We start from the raw sequence: 18064 nt of genomic DNA, 5'->3' as shown, positions 1-18064 counted from the left end.
TGTCTGAGGTGACTTTCGTAAATTGCCTGCACGCGATTTCGGTCGGACCATGCCGCATGGCGGCGGCATTCGCCGCGTTGAGGCGTTCCGATGTCGCAGCCCGAAGACCCCTTTCGACAGCCGCCTGCAGCCGCAGGTGATGGCTCGTCGCCGACCTCGACGCCTGACGCCGATGACGACGCCACCCGCATCGCCCCGGTCAAGCCCGCCGTTGCACTGAAGCCGCCCACCCGCCGCGAGACCCCGCGGGTGCAGGGCGGCGAAACGCTGCCCGGTGGCGCCAACGCCAGCGACCCCGCGGTGCGCCAGGTGGGCCGCTATGAGATTCGCGAGCGATTGGGGCGCGGGGGCATGGCCACGGTGTTCAAGGCGCACGATCCGCAGATCGGGCGTGATGTGGCGATCAAGTTCCTGCATGCGTCGCTGTGTGAAGACGACGAGTACCGCTCGCGCTTTTTGCGCGAGGCGCGGGCCGCGGGGGGCTTGTCTCACCCGAACATAGTCACCGTGCATGACGTGGGCGAGATCGAGGGCCGGCCGTACATGGCGATGGAGCTGCTGGCCGGCGATTCGCTGAGCGACCTGATGGTCAGCGGCCCGCTGCTGCCGCTGCGCGAGGTGGTGATCATCGGCATCCAGCTGGCCCGGGCGCTGGACTATGCGCATGCGCGCGGCATCGTTCACCGCGACATCAAGCCCGGCAACATCATGCGGTTGAAGGGCACGCAGACCATCAAGGTCACCGATTTCGGCATCGCGCACATGGATGTGCCGGCCGGCACCGGTGGCGAGCACCGCACGCGGGTGGGCGACATCCTCGGCACGCCGCAGTACATGTCGCCCGAGCAGACGCAGGGCGAAAAGATCGATGGCCGGTCGGACCTGTTCTCGGCCGGCATCGTGCTGTACCAGTTGCTGACCGGGCAGCGGCCGTTCCAGGGCGACAGCCTGGTGACGCTGGCACTGAAGATCGCGAAGGAAGACCCGCCGCCGATGGACAAGCTGCGGCCGGGGCTGCCCGCCGCGCTGCGCCGCGTGGTCGACCGGTGCCTGGCCAAGGCGCCCGACCGCCGCTTTGCCACCGGCCGTGAGCTGGCCGACGCGCTGACGCGCGTGTTGGCCGGCATCGACGAGGCCACGCGCGGCGAGAACAAGCCGCGCATCGTGCCCTTGCGCGTGAAGTGGGCGGCGACGATGGCGCTGGTGGTCGCGGTGGTGATGGGGCTGACCGCGTCGGTCATCACTCAGCGCCAGTACGCCGCGATGATGGGGCAGGTGAGCGACTACGGCGCCACCCTGGCGCGCTTCATTGCCGCGCAGAACGCGGTGCCGGCGCTGGCCGAAGACTGGGTCGTGGTCGACGTGGCGCTGCAAGAGATCATGAAGACCAAGGACTTCGACAGCGTGGCGGTGATCGACCGCCAGGGTGTCGTGCGCTCGGCCAGTGACCCGGCCTGGGTCGGCCAGGCCTACCAGCCGCCGGCGGGCGAGTCGCTGGGCGCGCCCGCCGGTGGCGTGGCCGTCTCGCGCTACCGCGCCCATGGCGAGCCGATGCTGGGCTTCGAGTCGCCGATCACGTTCCAGGGCAAGCAGGTGGGCCGCGTCGCGCTCGGCCTGCCCGAGCGGCCGCTGGAGCGTGTGGCCCAGCTGTCGATGGTGCTGATGGGGGTGCTGGTGGTGGTGACCGTGCTGGCGGTGGCGGTGGCGATGTACTTCGTCGCCAACTGGTTCGCCAAGCCGATCCAGCTGCTCAGCGACTCGATGGACGAGATCGCCAAGGGCCGTTTCGACTACCGCATCCGCGAGCAGCGCAAGGACGAGTTCGGGCTGCTGTACGCCGCGTTCGACCGCATGGCCCAGGCCCTGCAGGACGCGTCCGGCGGCACGGCGGCCGCCGAGTTGACGGGGCCCGAGACACCGGCGCGTGTGGGCTCGGCATCGACGCCTGCAACCGCCGCGCGTGCGGCGCCGGCCGACGAGGCCGACGAGGCCGCACCGCAGACCGCTGCGCGCAGCGACCAGAGCCCGGTGTGAGGTCGCGATGAATGCAGGCGGTTCGTGCCGTCGCCCCCGCCCGTGGGCGGGCCCGGCGAATAGCGTGTTGACGAGAGCGCTGAAGGGCGCAGCCGTTGGCCTCGCGGTGGCCTGGCTGGCGGGTTGTTCCACCCCCTCGCTCGCGCCGCCTGCGCCACCGCCCGTGCCGCCGCAGGCCCAGGCGGCGGCGGCCGGCGAGGTGATCGCGCGCAACGACCGGTTCGCCGTGTACCTGCCGGCCGCGGGCGACGACCTGCGCTCGATCGCGGCCCGCGTGCTGGGCAGCGAAGAGCGCGACTGGGTGATCGCCGAGTACAACCAGGTCGACCGTGTCGAGCCCGGCCAACCCTTGGTGGTGCCGCTCAAGAGCCCGAACCCGATGGGTGTGCGCGGCGGCGAATACCAGACCGTGCCCATCCTGTGCTACCACCGCTTCGGCGCAGGCGGCGGCAAGATGACCGTGTCCGCGGCCAACTTCGCCGCGCAGCTCGACTGGCTGGGCCGCAACGGCTACCGCGTGATCCGCCTGGCCGATCTAGTGGCCTATCTCAAAGGCGAGCAGGGCTTGCCCAAGCGCTCGGTCGTCATCACGATCGACGACGGCTACGAGTCGGTCTACCGGGTGGCCTACCCGCTGTTGCGCAAGCACGGCTACCCGGCCACGGTCTTCGTCTACACCGACTTCATCGGCGCTGGCGACGCGCTGAACTGGGCGCAGCTGCAAGAGCTCAGCGCGTCGGGCCTGGTCGACATCCAGTCGCATTCGAAATCGCACCGCAACCTGATCGAGCGCGGTGCCGACGAAACCGACGAGCTCTACCGCCAATCGCTGGACACCGAGACCCGCGTTCCGCGCGAGCTGCTCGAACGCCGGCTGGCCGAGCCAGTGAAGCACTATGCGTTGCCGTTTGGTGATGCGAACGAGGCGGTGCTGGCCTCGCTGGCCAAGCAGAACTACACGCTGGCGGTCACCGTCAACCCCGGCGGCAACGCCTTCTTCGCGCAGCCTCTGATGCTGCACCGGACGATGATCTTTGGCGACCATGACCTGGAGGCCTTCAAGGCGAAGCTGGAAACCTCCAGGAAGTTTGGCAAGCCATGACGGCCAACCCAAGCTTCGACCGCCGGCTGGGCTGGATGGCGTTGAGCCTGTGGTTGGCGGCCTGCAGCAGCACGCCGCCGCGCGAGCCTGCAGACGCCACCGCGGTGCCCGCCGAAAGCCGTGTCGATTCGCCGATGGTGGCGTTCGAGCGTGCCCAGCTCGAGCGGGCGCTTCAGCTCGTGCAGCAGGGCCGCCACGCCGAGGCTGCCAACGCCTGGGAGGTGCTGACGCTGTTGCGGCCCGAAGTGATGGCCTATCAAGACCGGCTGGAGCAGGCGCGGGCACGCGCCGACGCCGACGCCGGCGAGCACCTGCGCCGGGCCGAGCTGGCGCGCCGGCGCGGCGACCTCGACGGCGCGCAGACCCAGTACCTGCTCGCGCTGCAGCTTCAACCCGAGCAGGCGCAGGCGGCCGACGGCCTGCGCGCGATCGAGCGTGAACGCAACAAGCGCTACTACCTGGGCCGGCTCTCGCGCGTCACACTGGGCAAGCGGGGTGGCGTGGGGACCGAGATGGTGCCAGCGCCCAAGCCCGCCGCGTCGGCACCGCAAGGCAGCGCCGATGCAGGCAAGGGCAGCGCCAGTGGGGCAGGCAGTGGCACTGGCAGCGGCCGTGCGGCCGAGGTGTTGAAGCCGCTCAAGCGCGCCACGCCGCCCTGACCGGGCCGCCGTTCAAGGGCGCTGGCGTGGCCGCGCAACGCGCAATGGGCGCCGCGCGCGAGGCCGTTACTTCAAGCCCTCGACCTTCTTCTGCAGCATCAGGGCCTTCTGGCGCTCGAGCTTGGCGGTGTCGTTGTTGGGGTCCAGCTCCAACACCTTGTCCCAGGCGCGGATCGAGCCGGCCAGGTCTTGCTTGACGAAGGCCGTGCGGGCACTGACGGTGTAGCGCGAGACCAGGCGCTTGCGCACCTCCTCGGCCTTGCCGGCGGAGGCGGGCTGGTCCAGGCTGGCGGCGCGCTTGTACTCGGCCGCGGCGCGCTCCAGATCACCGGCGCGCTCGGCGGCCTCGGCTGCGCGTAGCGCCAGCATGCCGGCGGTGGGCTCGGGCACCGGCGGCGGGGCAGGGGGCGGCGGCGGCGCGGTGGGGGCCGGGGCCGGCGCCGGTGGCGGCGCGGCCGCCTCGGCGCGGCGGGTGTCGCGCTCCAGCGTGCCGGGGGGCGGCGCCTTGCCGGGGATGCGGATGACCTGGCCACCCGCCACCTGGCGCGGCACCTTGATGTCGTTGTAGCGCGCCAGGATGTAGAAGGCGTAGATGTCGCCGAGGAACCGGCCGGCGATCTGCGACAGCGTGTCGCTCGGCCGCACCGTGTAGGCAAACGACTCGCGCCCCAGCGTGGCCACCGGGTCGACGGTGAGCTGGCGCGTCAGGTTCAGCGCCAGCTTGTTGTTAGGGTCCAGCGCCAGCGCGTTCTGCAGCTCGACGCGGGCCTGGTCTTCATGGCCGGTCTCGAGCAGGTTCACGGCCGACATCGCAGTCTTCTGGGCCTGGGCTTGCGCAGCTGGCGAGGCCGGGCCGGGTGGCGGCGGGGGCGGTGGTGGCTCCACCGGGCGCGGCGCCGGCGGGGCCGCGGGGGCGGGCACGGCATCGGCCGCGGGGGCCGGGGGCGGGGTCTGGCACGCCACGAGCAAGCATGCCGCGGTGCTGAGCAGCAAGGCGTGCTTGGTTTTCGTCGGCGTGAAAAGCATGGCGCTCCAAAGTCTGGCCTGGGCGCGACGGAGTGTGCGACAAGCCGGGCCGCTTGGCAGGTGACTTTCGGACATTGCGGCACCCGGCGCGCCGGCCGAGCATGGCTTGTGTCTTCTGCCGCCCCCCTGCACAGCGCACCCGGCGCCCCGCAGCGCCCACCCATTGCCGCCATCGTGCAGCAGCACGCCGAAGAGAGCGCCATGCTGCGGCATGTGCGGTCGGTGCTGGTGCGCGCGCCGCATGTGGGGCTGCGTCAACTTCGCCGGCTCGATGACCGGCTGGCGGCGCACCTTGATGGGTTGATGGTCGCCGGCCCATTTGGCGCCGAGTGTGCGGCCGCAGGCTTGGCGCGCGCGGGCGCCGGCGAGGTCTTTGCCGCCGCGGCCTGCGCGATCGAAGCGCAGGACGAGCCGACGCTCGACCGACTGCTGGCCTTGAGTGCGGCCATGCCGGACGCGGCGCGTGGCCTGTTGTCGGCCTTCGGCTGGGTCTCGGCGCCACTGCTGCAGGGCACGGTGCGGCGCCTGCTGGCCTCGCCGCAGCCGCACTGGCGCGCATTGGGGCTGGGGGCCTGCCGCCTGCACCGTGTCGACCCCGGCCCGGTGCTGGCCACCGCGCTTGCCGACCCCGCCCCGCCGCTGCGGGCCGAGGCGCTGCGCACCGCCGCGGCGCTGGGCCGGGTCGATCTGCTGGGCCCGGTGCTGGCAAGCCTCGGCGACGAGGACGCAGCGGTGGCCCGCCAGGCCGCCCACGCCGCCTGCCTGCTGGGCGACCGTACTGTGGCGCTGCGGTGGCTGGAGTCGGCGGCCCTGAGCGAGGCGCATGAAGACGCCGACAGCATGCTGCTGCTGGTGCTGGCCTCGCGCTGGGAGCGCGCGGCCGAGCTGGTGCGCACCGTGGCCCAGCGCACCAGCGAGCCGCAGCGAATCGTGATCCGCGCCTGCGGCTGGCTGGGCGACACGCGGCTGGTGCCGTGGCTGATCGAGCTGATGGCGATCGACCGGTTCGCGCGACTGGCCGGCGAAGCCTTCAGCATGATCACCGGGGCCGACCTGGCCGCGCTGGGCCTGGAGCGCCCGCGACCCCATGGCCTGCAAACCGGCCCCTCAGACAATCCCGAAGATGATGACGTGGCGCTCGACCAGGACGACGACTTGCCCTGGCCTAATGCAGAGCGTGTGGCGCAGTGGTGGGTCACGCGCTCGGCACAGTGGCCGTCGGGCACGCGCAGTTTCATGGGCGTGGTGCCCGGCGTGCGGCATTGCGAGCAAGTGTTGCGTGACGAGACACAGCGCCAGCGAGCCGTGGCAGCATGGCAGCGCAGCTTGCTGCAACCCGGCACGTTGTTGTTTCCCATCGCCGCGCCGGCCTGGCGCCAGCAGCGCCTGCTGGCCGCAGGGGTGGTGTGACTTTTAGGTATTGATAGAGAACCAGCTCCCCGTGACCATCCATGCAAGGCCCGTCGTGGCGGCAACGAGGGGGTGAGAGACCATGAGCCTGACATTACGCGTGCTCTCGCTGAACGAGCAACCCCTCACCCAGCCCATCACCGCGCAGTTCGGTGCCCAGGGCGGCACGATCGGCCGGGCCGACCACAACACCATGGCGCTGCCCGACCCGGAGCGCCACATCTCGCGCCAGCATGCGCAGATCTCGGCCACCGGCAGCGGCTTCGTCATCCGCAATGTCGGCAGCGCCAACCCGATCACCGTGGGCGGGCGATCGCTGGCGCAAGGCGAGTCTGCCCCGTTGCGCCACGGCGAGCGGCTGCTGATCGGTGGCTACCTGCTCGAGGTGAGCGACGACGCACGCACCCTCACCGAGGGCCCCACGCTGCTGCGGCGTGACCCGCAAACACCCACCCGCCGGCCGGCGCCGGCGCCCGCAGGCGCCAACCCGTTCGCTGATCTGTTCGGCGACTCCACGCTCTCAGAAGGCACGCCGCCCTCGCTCAGCCCGCGGCTGCCGGACGACTTCGACCCCTTTGCCACCGCGCCGCGGCCGGCCCCGCCACCCCGGGTGGCCCCCGCAGCGGCCGGCGCGTTTGCCGACCTGGTGCCCAGCAGCGAATCGTCGTCGATCGACGACCTGTTCGGCCTGCGCGGCGGCAGCACTGGCGACCCGCTGGCCGCCTTCATGGCGGGCGCGGCGCCGGTGGCTGCAAGTGCGCCCCCGGCCAGCGCTGCCCCGGCAGCCTGGGCCGACCACACGCCCGAGCTGAACGCCGCCTACCGGCCGCCGCCGATCCGCCCGATGCAGGCCGACCCGGTGACCGTGCCCGCTTCGCTGTCGACCGTGCCAATGCCGATGCCGGCGCCCATGCCTGCGCCCCCACCAGTGCCCACACCGGCGCCGATGGCCGCACCCCAGCCGATGCCGGCGGCGCCCCGGTCGGCCCCGGCCGCCGTGGCGCCCGCGGCGATGACGGCCGACGCGGCCGCGCTGTGGCAGGCCTTTTGCGAGGGCGCTGGCATCCGGCTCGACCCGCCGCAAGGCCTGACGCCCGAGCTGATGCGCGTGATCGGCAGCGTGCTGCGCACGGCCGTGGGCGGCAGCCTGCAGTTGATGGCGGTGCGCGCCGCCACCAAGCACGAGCTGCGCGCCGAGGTCACCGTGATCCAGCCGCGCAACAACAACCCGCTGAAGTTCTCGCCCGACGCGCAATCGGCGCTCGAGCAGTTGCTGCAGCCGCCGGTGCGCGGCTTCTTGGACGGGCCGGCGGCGATGGACGATGCGATGCACGACCTGATCGGCCACGCCATCGGCTCGATGGCCGGCACGCGCGCCGCCCTCGAAGGCGTGCTGCGGCGCTTCTCGCCGACCGAGCTCGAAAACAAGCTGGTGGCTCGCTCGGTGCTCGACAGCGTGCTGCCGATCAACCGCAAGGCCAAGCTGTGGGAGCTGTACCTGCAGCACTTCGAGGCGATCCGCGACGAGGCGCAGGACGACTTCCACACCCTGTTCGGCAAGGCTTTCCTGTCGGCCTACGAGCAGCAGCTGGAACGCTTGGAGCGCGAAAAGAGTGTTGCTTGAAGCCCGCACGCGTGCGATGCCGCGCATCAGCCTGGCCAGTTGCAGCGAGATAGGTGCTCGCCGCGCCAATGAAGACGACGTGCGCAGCGGCCACGTCGGCTCGGCCTGGTATGCCGTGCTGGCCGACGGCGCCGGCGGCCACCGCAACGGCGCGGTGGCGTCGGCGCGCGCCGTGCAGGCGCTCGAGGCGCGCTCGGTCGAGGGGCTGCCGTTCTGGTCGCCCGAGGTGCTGACGGCGGCGCTGCACGGTGCCCACGCCGAGGTCTTGGCGGGGCAGGGCAACCTGCCGCTGAGCGAACGTATGCTGACCACCGTGGTGGTGCTGTGGGTGGATGCGGCGCGCCAGCAGGCGCTGTGGTCGCATGTCGGTGATTCGCGCCTGTACCGGCTTCGCCGCGGCAGCGTCGATTTCGTGAGCCGCGACGACAGCGTGGTGCAAGACCTGCTCGACGCCGGGCTGCTCACCGCCAGCCAGGCGCGCAAGCACCCGCACAAGAACCAGCTCGTCGCGGCCCTGGGGCTCGATGAGCAGCTGGAGCCTCACACCCTGGCCAGCCCGGCGCCGGTCGAAGAGGGCGATGCCTACCTGCTGTGCAGCGACGGCTGGTGGGACAGCCTGAGCGAGCCGCAGATCATCGAGACCCTGAACAACGCCGACACGCCGCAGCACTGGCTGCAGCTGATGGGCGACTGCATCCGCGCGCAGCACACGCCGAACCAGGACAACTACAGCGCGATCGCGTTGTGGGTCGGCGACCCCTGGGACCGCTCGTAGCCCGGGTCAGGCCTCGGCATCGTCTTGCAGCAGCTGCTGCAGGCGCTTCGGGTAGTGGTTGAGAAAGTCGCGCGTCACCGCGAAATGCTCGGTGTCTTCGAAGGCGATCTCGCTCACGCCGGTGCTGTCGAACTGGATGATCCTGGCGTGCGGGTACGACAGCAGGATGGGCGAGTGCGTGGCGATGATGAACTGGGAGTGGTCTTCCACCAACTGGTGAATGGCGCTCAGCGCGGCCAGCTGCCGGTTGGGTGACAAGGCGGCCTCGGGTTCGTCCAGCAGGTAGATGCCGTTGCCGCGCAGCTTGTTCAGCAGCACCGCCATGAAAGATTCGCCGTGGGACTGATGGTGCAGCGAGCGGCCGCCATAACCGCCCAGGTAGCCGGTCGTGTCCATGTAGCTGGCGACGTTGAAAAAGCTCTCTGCCCTGAGGAAATAGCCATCGCGCGGGCTGGGCACGCCGCGGGCCAGCCGCAGGCTGTCGTGCAGTGCCGAAACCGAGTCTGCGGTCCTGAACTGAACGTTCTTCGTGCCGCCCTCGGGCCCGAAGCCCAGTGCCACCGCCAGGCCCTCCATCACGGTGGACTTGCCCGACCCGTTCTCGCCGACGAAGAAGGTCACGTTCGGGTGAAAGTCGATGTTGCCCAGTTCACGAACGGCCGGGATGCTGAACGGATACGCCTCCTCGTCGATCTCGGCGTCGGGGCGAAACGTGGCATGCAGCAGATAGGGCTTCGTGCGTCGGGGCATGGCGCGACCTCGGTCGATGAAAGCGGTTCAACGGCCACGCATTTGACCTGACCGTGTTGGGCGCGCCTACCCACCGAGCGCGGCCAGTGCCGCGGCCAGGTTGCGCCGGGCTTGCGCTTCCAGCTCGTTGAACGCGGCCTCGGTGGCGTAGATGCGGGGCCGCTGCAAGAAGCGCTGCAGCACCTCGGCGCGCTTGCGCCGGTACAGCGCGTCGGGCACCCAGGCGTATTCCTGCCGCACGTCGGCGTCGTAGACTTCAAAGCGCGCGGGCGGCGCGCCGAGCACGGCCAGGTCGATGTCGATCAGCAGCTGCTCGTCGGGCGTGGCCGCCGGTGCGTCGTGGCAGGTGGCCATGATCAAGGCGTGCACCCGCTCGGCAGCCCGGCCGCCGAGCCCCGCCTCGCCCAGGGCCCGCACCGCCCAGTCGGCACTCTGGCGCTCGTTGTCGCCGGCCTGCGGCAGGTAGACCGCGTCGTGGTACCAAAGGGCCAGCGCCACCTCGCCCGGGCGCTCGGCCAGGTGTTGCCAGGCCGACCACCGGCCCAGGCATTCGCGCAGGTGGCGCAGGTCGTGGTAGTGGCGCTGTGGCTCGCTCCAGGCCGCGAGCACCGCGCCCAGTTCGGTCGCCGCGGGCTCGGCGCCCAGCAGCGCCCAGGTCTGCTGCCACAGCGGCAGCAAGTCAGCGGGCTCGGTCTTCAGGGTCGACATGGTGGGTGGCTCGTGTCAGTGCGGTGCTTGCGCCACCCGCTTGGCGATCTGCACCGCGCCGGCGGGGGCGAACTTCGGTGCCGAAGAGTTGGCCACTGTACGGTGTCGCGGCCGTGATGGTGGTTGATGCACCGAGTCGGGGCGGGTCGCGTCAGGCGGGCGGGGCAGCACCCGCCTCGCAGGCAAAGCGGGGTGCGTTGTCGACCACCGGTCGGCGCCCATCGGCCAATTGGCTGCAATGGCTGGACGGTCGCGCGGTCTTCGCGCGAAGGTTGCGCCCCTGCCTGCCGCCGCCTAATATGCCCCGCGATTTCGTCAATCATCTTGGGGAGTTATGTCATGGCAACCAGCACGTCAGTCGAATCGAAGGCGGTCGAGGCACTGTTGCGCAACGCGCAATTGCCGGCCGAAGCGCAAGACAGCCTGAAGGCCCAGTTCAGCCAGTCCACCTTGATGCTGGGGGCCGGCTGGCACGGCCCGTCGGACATCAAGACGCTGTCGGGCCTGGAAGGCCTGTTCCTGTGGCCCGAAGACGTGTTCAACGTCGGCACCATTCGCTTCACGTTCGACGCGGGCAAGGTGGGCTACGACGGCCGCTACGAGCTCACCCGCGGCTGGAGCGTGGCCGAGCAGGGGCAGTTCCACAGCGTGCCCAACAACCCGGCGATCGGCTTTGCGGCGGTCATGCTGATGCCCGACGGCGGCGAGCCGCGCTCGTTCGTGGTCAACGGCATGATGACCGACAACGAATGGAAGATCTATGTCGGCGTGCTGAACAAGCTCGGCCCGAGCGGCCCGGTGCAACCGCCGATGTCCATCGTGCGGATCAGCTGAAGCCGGCGTCGCCCACCCCGAAGGCGGCGCGCCATTCAGCCCGCCGTCGGCGTCAGCGTGTGGGCGTCGCGCGCCAGCAGCCAACGACCGTCGGGCTGCTGGCGGTAGACGGTGAGCCGGTCACCGGCGAACTGGGTGGTGTGCCCGCCGGCGTGTGGCGTGATGGTCAACGCATCGCGGCTCAGCGTGTAGGCGATGTCACCGACCACCGTGACCTCTTGCAGCTCGCTGATGCAGTTGAGCTGAAACCGTTGGTGGGCGGCCGAGAAGCCGTCGGGAAACCCGTCGCGGCCGAACGGCGCGCGGCCCGGGTTAAGAAGCACGACATCGTCTGCCATCAAGCTGAGCAGGCGGGCCAGGTTGCCGGCGTTGACCGCCTCGATCCAGGTCTCATGCACCTCGCGGATGGCTTGTTCGTCGGGTCCCATCTGCAACCTCCACCGTCCATCAGGTTGGCCACACGATCGGCAGGGCGCCGGTCGGCCGTGATTGTCGTCTTGGGGCCGTCGTTCTGCATCGGGGGCGGTGCTACGGTTCGTGGCGCCGGCGATGGTTGTGACCTGCCGTATCGAAGGGCAGGGTATGCCCCATGTCGGTCGATTCGCAGCGGGCTCGTTCGTTGTAGCGTTGGGGTGGCGCGCGCCGCCCCGCCGCGCTGCACGGTGGCAGCTTTCACGGAGCAACTTTCATGACCTCATCCGCAACCAGCCTGGTGCTGCTCGTGGCCACGCGCAAGGGCGCCTGGCTGTTTCACGGCGGCCCGCAGCGCGACGCCTGGGCGGTCGACGGCCCGCACTTCCTGGGGCACACCATCAGCCACATGCGGCTCGACCCGCGCGACGGGCGCACGCTGCTGGCCGCGGCCAAGACCGGCCACCTGGGGCCCACGGTGTTCCGATCCACCGACCTCGGCAAGACCTGGAAAGAGGCGAGCCGCCCGCCCGCGTTCGACAAGCCGTCGAACAACCTGCCGGCACGCGCGGTGGACCACACCTTCTGGCTCACCCCCGGCCACGCCAGCGAGCGCGACACCTGGTATGCCGGCACCTCGCCGCAAGGCCTGTTCCGGTCTGAAGACGGCGGGGACAGCTGGGCTCCGCTGCCGGCCGTCAACGACGACCCGCAGTTTCGCGAGTGGATGGGCACGGTGCAAGACGGCACGCCCGACGGCCCCAAGCTGCACTCCATCATCGTCGACCCCCGCGACCCGCAGCACCTGCTGTTCGGCATGTCGGGCGGCGGCGTGCACGAGTCGCGCGATGGGGGCCGCAGCTGGGCGACGCTGATCGAAGGCATGCAGGTGGTGGAGGGCTTCGACGCGGCAAACGTGACCTTTCACGACCCCCATTGCGTGCGCATCTGCCCCGCCAACCCCGACCGCCTGTACCAGCAGAACCACTGCGGCATCTACCGGCTCGACCGGCCGGGCACCGCCTGGCAACGCATCGGCCGCCACATGCCCGCCGAGGTGGGCGACATCGGCTTCCCGATGGTGGTGCACCCGCGCGACCCCGACACCGCCTGGGTGTTCCCGATGGACGGCACCGACGTCTGGCCGCGCACCAGCCCGGCCGGCCGCCCGGCGGCCTACGTCACCCGTGATGGGGGCGAATCGTGGCAACGGCTCGACCAGGGCTTGCCGCAGCAGCAGGCCTGGTGGACCGTCAAGCGCCAGGCGATGACGGCCGATGCCCTGCCGGCGCCGGCGCTGTACCTGGGCACCACCAGCGGCGAGCTATGGATCGGGCACGACGGCGGCTCGCGCTGGGCCAACATCGCCAGCCACCTGCCAGAGATCTACGCGGTCGAAGTCGCGGAGCTGGCGTGAAGGTGCTGGTGCCCAGCGCACTGCGCTCGTACACCGGCGCGACGCAGGTCGACGCCGTCGGCACGACGCTGCTCGCGCTCTTTGCCGACCTCGACCAGCGCTACCCCGGCCTGCGCTTTCGCGTGGTCGACGAGCAGCAGCAACTGCGGCCCAACATGCGCATCTTCGTCAACGGCCAGGGCGTGCGCGACCTCAACCATGCGCTGCAGCCAGACGACGACGTGGCGATCGTGCTGGCGCTCAGTGGGGGTTGAGTGCCTACGATGGCCGCTTCGCTGCGAAGATGGTCCTCGTCTTTCGCGCCAACTCAGGGGTCTGCTCATGTCGACAACATTGCCCGGATCTCAACGCGGGGCTGCGACTCGCAGCAACGACAGCCACCCCGCTCGTCGGCATCAACGGGCCAAGCCCGCCTTGCATGTCGTGGCGCTTGTCATCGCTGCGCTGTGGTATGGCGCAGGCATCGCCTCGGCTGCCGGTCTACCACGTGGCGCCCGTGCAGCAGGATTGGCGCGATGGCTTTCTGTACTCGGTCAACGTCAACGGCGTGGCTGCAGGGTACTTGGGCAGCGTGAGCCAGGCGATCGTTTGGCAAGACGGCGTGCTGCGTCAACTTAACTGCAAGAACGAGGGCTCGCCGTACGCGCATGGGTATGCGATCAACGCCGCGATGCAGGTGGCGGGGTCTTGTTATCGCACCGGCGGGAACTACGCCGTGGTCTGGGATGCCCAGGGGAACCCAATCCGCGTGCAAGACGACGCCGTCCTGGCCGATACGGCGCTGGGCATCAACAACTTCGGCCACGTCGTCGGTGCCGCAGGGCGCATCGCGTATGTCTGGAAGGGGGCCAAGGTCAAGCTGATCGGCACCCTTGGCGGAACCTACAGCACCCCGCAGGACATCAACGACAAAGGCGCCATCGTAGCCGCGTCCGCGCTGCCGGGCGACACGGCCGTGGACGCGTTCGTCTACAGGAACGGGCAGATGAAGGACCTCAACTGGCCATGGGCCAACTCGTATGCGCGAGCGGTCAATGCCCACGGACACATCGCCGGCTGGTCGGCCGACACGCCTTATACGACCTACGCGATCCTCGACAACGGAATCACCATCACCGACCTCGGCCGGCATTCATCGACTATGGGCATCAACAATCTGGACCAGGTCGTGGGCACCAAGACGGTGAACGGAGACGTCCGCGCATTCATCTACACCCACGGGCGCGTCTACGACCTCAACACGCTGATGAATACGACCAGCGATCCCGACTGGGAGATCCACGTCGCCTATGACATCAACGACGCCGGCGTGATCGTCGGCTGGGGGATCCTGCATGGCTCCTACCAGCCCGTCGTGATGACGCCGCTGACCTGAGCGGGTGAAGCACGTAACGCGACTGGCAAGGCCTTCGATGCTCGCTCAGTCCGTCAGGCCAGCTTTCGTGGCGCGCGCCTGAGTGCCAGGAACCCGCTGAAAACGACCCGCTGCCATCAGTGGCATCTGACGGCTGAACGGCCGCTCGGCAGTGGCTGCCCACCTGGATCGCGGGCAGCTGTACTCACGCTGACTGGAACCAAGCAGCCGCTCGGCCCAACGACTCACTGTCCCGAGTGGCGACTGTAGGAGGTGCAGCAGGCGTAGGACTCTCGCGCGGCCATCCATGGTGCCGGCGACCGCTGCCTTACGACTCGAACTTGCGGTGCTGCAGCGACATCGACTTTGTGAATCCGGCAGGCTGAGTGCGGTCCGTCGAGAGAGCTGTACCGTTGGCGACGCCTCCTTCGTCGAGCTGCCGTAGGATGCGCCATGGCCGAGCATCGAGCAACCTTCAACCTGTCGCTTTCGGACCTCGCCGCGGTCGTCGCGTTGCCAGAGCCCGGGCGTGATGTCGTCATCGAGGTTCCAGACAGCTACTTGACCGACGAGCGCTTCGCGCTGCCGGGGGTCGAGGGGCTTGCCATCCAGCGCCTTGTGACTCTGGCCCACGATGCGGCGTCCCTGAAGGTCGTGTGGCACACAGCTGCTACGCGGCGCTTGCTCGAGTCACCCACCGTCAACCCGTTGGTCGCAGTGACGTTGTGCTTGAACAATGCGCAGCACGTCGCGCCGGCGGGTACTAAGCTTGCTCCGGACGCCTTTGAACGCGCCAGGACTAGGGTACTGAGTCATCGGCTCGACGCCGATATGTTTACGGAACGGCAGGTCGTCATCTGCCTGGACTTTGAGCGTCCGAGCCTTCCCGTCGATCTCTACGAACCTTCCACACGCAGGTTGAGGCCAGAGACTGATTTCGAGTCCCTAGTCGACGATCTTGTGTACGCCCAGCGCGGCGCGGGATTCAAGCCTGAGAAGCTGTCCAAGCTGCGCATGGCGCTGGCGGTCATTCTTCGAGAGCTTCTAGAGAACACAGACGATCACGCCAAGACGGACTCCGAGGGCAAGGTGCTCAAGCCGAACTCCGTTCGCGGTTTGCTGGTCAAGCGAATCGACGAAAAGCGTCGGTTGCCAAAACCCAACGCCACCAATTTGCCCCCGGTCCCGTGCCTGGAGTTCACCATCTTCGACTCGGGCATCGGCTACTACAACTCTTATCGACGTCAGCTGCTGCGTGGCCAGGCTAGGGGCGAGCCGGTCGTCGTCGGGGACAAGCAGGTCGACACGGTCCGCCAGTTCGAGCTCGGCCCAGATGTGTCCGTCGAGACCGAATACGCCATCGTTTTGAAGTGTCTCGGACGGCACTCCGAAAATGCAAAGGCGATACCTGACCCGCGCCTTGGCCACCGGGGGATGGGCCTCTACGAGGTGCTTCGAGCGCTGAAGATGATGCAGGGGATGCTCGAAGTCCGCACAGGTCGCATTCACGGCTACCGGAGCTTCCTTGAAGGGGAGCTTCGGATTCAACTTGAGCCTGACACCTCCGAGACTCGGCCCGGCATGCCCAAGGCATCCCTGCTGGATGTGGACAGAAAGGTGGCGTTTTACCCGTCGCCACGTGACCTAGTGCGTGGCTCCGTCGTACGCGTTGTCGTGCCGCTAGCATGAGCGAACAGACCGAGACGCAAGGCCTTTGGCTCCACACGAGGTACCGGGAATCCCAGTACGACGGTGAGGCGTGCTTGCTGGTTTATGACGTGGACTCCTTCGACGACGCCTTGGTCGGCGGTGACGTCAAGCAGGTGTTCGAGCAGCGTGCTGGAACAGCCAACATCTTCATCGCAGCGCCGTTCCTGAGCAACGAAACCTGCCGAGACGAGCTCAAGACTGGCGTTGCGCTGCAGCGAGCCACAGCATACATGACAGCCAAGAGCGGCCACGTGTACTTGCTCGAGACCCAAGTCGCGGCCGAGACGCGAGCAGTCTCGATAACCACAAGCAAGCTGCGCTGGGACGACGCGACGGCGCAAGTCCAGTTTGAGGCTCGGAAGCCTCTTGACCCGGCCCTGAGCGAAGGGTGGCTATTCCATCTGTTTGACTCCAACCAGGGCCTGGTGATCGCGCCGCCGGGAGTCCACTTCCGAAAAAGCTCAAACAAGCACGCCGACAAGTTTCTGCGGGCGGCCAACACCCTCACGTCTTCAAGTGCATGCGGCCTGCTTGCGATGTTCGCCCTGGCGGTACTGGCCCCGCGTAGCCCCAAACGTATCCTGGTCGACACGGCGCCCCTACTGTCGCTGGCTTACGCCATGATGCGTGTGGCGAAAGTGCATGGCATCTGGGACGCCGATGTCCCGACACGGTCGTTCAGCTCGTACGGCGGCCAGTCGAAGATGCGCCGCCTGTCGGTCAACGATGTAATCCTCATTTCGGCAACGACATCTGGTTCGCTTGCCGAGAGTCTCAAGGCACAGCAAGCGAACGAAGATTCGGTGGTCACGCTCTTCTTTCTGTGCTCAAGAGGTGCGACGCGCCCACGCAACGTCCTCTGCGATTTGACCGTGACGGCCGAGCGCGGTTTCGGCTACCAGATGGTGGAGAACTATCCCGCTGTTGGTTGCTCGCTGTGCAAGTCGGAGTTCATTCTTGCCGAACTCGAGGGCGACCAGTTCCTTCTGCAACAACGCCAGCATCGGCTGCTGAAGTTTGTGCGAACGACGCAGTCCGGCGATAGCCGTTCCACGCTCACAGAGCTGTATGCCGCCAAGGCAATTGAAGTCGTTCTGCAGCCTGACACGACACGACCGTCATCCATCGAGATCAACGACGCGCATCTGCTCAGATGCTCGGCAACTCGCAAGGACCTTATTCGACATCTGCGCCGCTACGTGCCTCAGCCGCTCGCCCTGGTAGTGCGTGTGCGCATCACCGAGGAACAGCTGACGAGCTTGATAGCCGAAGCAGGGATCGGCGCGGCGGTCGCAAACGCCAGCATCATCGACTGGCCTGACCTCGCCGCTCACTCCGCGCTGGGTGATGGCCAGGGCGTGCTCGTCGTCTTCGGCTGCCTCTCTAGCCACTCGGTGGCTCGGCAGATCAACGCGTCGCTTCGGTCAAAGGTCAACCAAGGGAACGTCGCGTATGTGTCGGCGCTGACGCTTGCAGAGACGCCGGACCAGTACCAGGACCTCAAGACGTTCCTTGGCTTCGGGGAGAGAGGTGCTGACACATTCACCTACCGCGAAGCGCGCAGACTGGCACTACCAGTTCGCTGCGCCGACAAGAATCCGTGGGAAGAGGAACGCGACTTACTAAATAGCCTCGCAGGTCAATGTGTCAGCGAACTGGAAGCGCGACGTGAGACGTTGTCGACAGTGGTTACGGCCAGGGACGACATCTTCTGGCCTGGGCTCCACGGCCCGTTGGCCATTCAGCGGGACTTCGTCTACCTCGACACTGCTGCGGGCACTCGCGACATCTCGCAAGCCGACGTATTCGCAGTCGTGACCAACCTGTTCGCCGCCGATCGCTCCGGCAGTAGTGACCTAGCCAAGAAGCCGCAAGGTAACAACGTTGTCCCACTGCAGCAGTCAGTCTACGGACACATTCTTTTGACGCCCGAAGCCTTCACGACGTACAACGACAGCGTGCTGAAGGCAAGCCTGTTGCGAGCAGCCCGGAAAAGCGACCTGATGTATGAGGTGGACGCCGGCTACAGCAATCGCATGTCGGAAATCGTGCTTGTCGAACTTGCGGGATGGCATGCCGGAACCGGCGATGCGCTGCCGGAAATGCTCTTGGCGCTCGCCACCAAGCGGCTGCGCCTCCGGGACTCGGACCGGTCAGCAATTCGTACCAAGGCGCTCGCCGCGGGCCTACCCGAATATCTCTCAGCACTGGCGCAGGCTATTGAGCCCTGACGCGGGCCGCGCTATCAGG

At 68.2% G+C, this 18064-nt stretch carries 16 protein-coding genes; 12 read left to right on the top strand and 4 right to left on the bottom strand.

The window, feature by feature from the left end; all coding sequences use genetic code 11:
• Nucleotides 1–90: 90 nt before the first annotated feature.
• The 3 genes from ACE3SG_RS23170 (at nucleotide 91) to ACE3SG_RS23160 (ending at nucleotide 3795) form a co-directional block, all read left to right on the top strand.
• Complete coding sequence (locus tag ACE3SG_RS23170) at nucleotides 91–2034, top strand: protein kinase (RefSeq protein WP_374568595.1); 1944 nt, start codon at nucleotides 91–93, stop codon at nucleotides 2032–2034.
• Nucleotides 2035–2101: 67 nt separating this feature from the next.
• A complete protein-coding gene (locus ACE3SG_RS23165) occupies nucleotides 2102–3136 on the top strand; it encodes a polysaccharide deacetylase family protein (RefSeq protein ID WP_374568594.1) in 1035 nt (344 codons plus the stop codon).
• A complete protein-coding gene (locus ACE3SG_RS23160) occupies nucleotides 3133–3795 on the top strand; it encodes a hypothetical protein (protein WP_374568593.1) in 663 nt (220 codons plus the stop codon). The genes ACE3SG_RS23165 and ACE3SG_RS23160 overlap by 4 nt, the downstream gene beginning before the upstream one ends.
• Nucleotides 3796–3861: 66 nt before the next feature.
• Here ACE3SG_RS23160 and ACE3SG_RS23155 read toward each other — a convergent pair whose 3' ends face one another.
• Nucleotides 3862–4605, bottom strand: a complete 744-nt coding sequence (locus ACE3SG_RS23155; protein WP_374568592.1) for a LysM peptidoglycan-binding domain-containing protein — start codon at nucleotides 4603–4605, stop codon at nucleotides 3862–3864.
• Between the two features lie 324 nt (nucleotides 4606–4929).
• On the opposite strand from ACE3SG_RS23155, the gene ACE3SG_RS23150 reads away from it, so the two are divergent.
• The 3 genes from ACE3SG_RS23150 (at nucleotide 4930) to ACE3SG_RS23140 (ending at nucleotide 8630) form a co-directional block, all read left to right on the top strand.
• Nucleotides 4930–6231, top strand: a complete 1302-nt coding sequence (locus ACE3SG_RS23150) for a TIGR02270 family protein (protein ID WP_374568591.1) — start codon at nucleotides 4930–4932, stop codon at nucleotides 6229–6231.
• Nucleotides 6232–6313: 82 nt separating this feature from the next.
• Nucleotides 6314–7855 carry a type VI secretion system-associated FHA domain protein TagH gene (gene tagH / locus ACE3SG_RS23145; RefSeq protein WP_374568590.1) on the top strand — a complete coding sequence of 514 codons (1542 nt, stop codon included), beginning with the start codon at nucleotides 6314–6316 and terminating at the stop codon, nucleotides 7853–7855.
• Nucleotides 7845–8630, top strand: a complete 786-nt coding sequence (locus ACE3SG_RS23140) for a PP2C family serine/threonine-protein phosphatase (RefSeq protein ID WP_374568589.1) — start codon at nucleotides 7845–7847, stop codon at nucleotides 8628–8630. The genes tagH and ACE3SG_RS23140 overlap by 11 nt, the downstream gene beginning before the upstream one ends.
• 6 nt (nucleotides 8631–8636) lie before the next feature.
• Here the strand turns inward: ACE3SG_RS23140 and ACE3SG_RS23135 are convergent, their stop codons facing one another.
• Together ACE3SG_RS23135 and ACE3SG_RS23130 are read right to left on the bottom strand one after the other, a co-directional pair.
• Nucleotides 8637–9380 carry an AAA family ATPase gene (locus ACE3SG_RS23135; RefSeq protein WP_374568588.1) on the bottom strand — a complete coding sequence of 248 codons (744 nt, stop codon included), beginning with the start codon at nucleotides 9378–9380 and terminating at the stop codon, nucleotides 8637–8639.
• A gap of 66 nt (nucleotides 9381–9446) precedes the next feature.
• On the bottom strand, nucleotides 9447–10088 hold the full coding sequence (locus tag ACE3SG_RS23130) for an N-methyl-D-aspartate receptor NMDAR2C subunit (RefSeq protein WP_374568587.1): 642 nt from the start codon (nucleotides 10086–10088) through the stop codon (nucleotides 9447–9449).
• A gap of 339 nt (nucleotides 10089–10427) precedes the next feature.
• On the opposite strand from ACE3SG_RS23130, the gene ACE3SG_RS23125 reads away from it, so the two are divergent.
• Nucleotides 10428–10922, top strand: coding sequence for a hypothetical protein (locus tag ACE3SG_RS23125; protein ID WP_374568586.1), 495 nt, complete (start codon nucleotides 10428–10430; stop codon nucleotides 10920–10922).
• Between the two features lie 35 nt (nucleotides 10923–10957).
• On the opposite strand, the gene ACE3SG_RS23120 is transcribed toward ACE3SG_RS23125, so the two are convergent.
• A complete protein-coding gene (locus ACE3SG_RS23120) occupies nucleotides 10958–11350 on the bottom strand; it encodes an SgcJ/EcaC family oxidoreductase (RefSeq protein ID WP_374568585.1) in 393 nt (130 codons plus the stop codon).
• A 260-nt stretch (nucleotides 11351–11610) separates the two neighbouring features.
• Between ACE3SG_RS23120 and ACE3SG_RS23115 the strand changes: the two genes are divergently transcribed.
• The 5 genes from ACE3SG_RS23115 to ACE3SG_RS23095 all read left to right on the top strand — a co-directional run bounded on the left by ACE3SG_RS23115 (nucleotide 11611) and on the right by ACE3SG_RS23095 (nucleotide 18045).
• Nucleotides 11611–12750 carry a WD40/YVTN/BNR-like repeat-containing protein gene (locus tag ACE3SG_RS23115; protein WP_374568584.1) on the top strand — a complete coding sequence of 380 codons (1140 nt, stop codon included), beginning with the start codon at nucleotides 11611–11613 and terminating at the stop codon, nucleotides 12748–12750.
• Nucleotides 12747–13004: a MoaD/ThiS family protein gene (locus ACE3SG_RS23110; RefSeq protein ID WP_374568583.1), complete on the top strand. Its 258-nt coding sequence runs from the start codon at nucleotides 12747–12749 to the stop codon at nucleotides 13002–13004. Before ACE3SG_RS23115 ends, ACE3SG_RS23110 begins: the two co-directional genes overlap by 4 nt.
• Nucleotides 13001–14125, top strand: coding sequence for a hypothetical protein (locus ACE3SG_RS23105; RefSeq protein ID WP_374568582.1), 1125 nt, complete (start codon nucleotides 13001–13003; stop codon nucleotides 14123–14125). Before ACE3SG_RS23110 ends, ACE3SG_RS23105 begins: the two co-directional genes overlap by 4 nt.
• Before the next feature lie 432 nt (nucleotides 14126–14557).
• Nucleotides 14558–15793 carry a hypothetical protein gene (locus ACE3SG_RS23100; protein WP_374568581.1) on the top strand — a complete coding sequence of 412 codons (1236 nt, stop codon included), beginning with the start codon at nucleotides 14558–14560 and terminating at the stop codon, nucleotides 15791–15793.
• Nucleotides 15790–18045 carry a hypothetical protein gene (locus ACE3SG_RS23095; protein ID WP_374568580.1) on the top strand — a complete coding sequence of 752 codons (2256 nt, stop codon included), beginning with the start codon at nucleotides 15790–15792 and terminating at the stop codon, nucleotides 18043–18045. The genes ACE3SG_RS23100 and ACE3SG_RS23095 overlap by 4 nt, the downstream gene beginning before the upstream one ends.
• The last annotated feature ends 19 nt before the right edge of the window (nucleotides 18046–18064 follow it).

This window comes from Ideonella sp. (assembly GCF_041914305.1).
Lineage (GTDB): Bacteria > Pseudomonadota > Gammaproteobacteria > Burkholderiales > Burkholderiaceae_C > Ideonella.
Note: the sequence above shows the minus strand (reverse complement) of the source record. Positions and strands in the feature narration are given on the sequence as shown.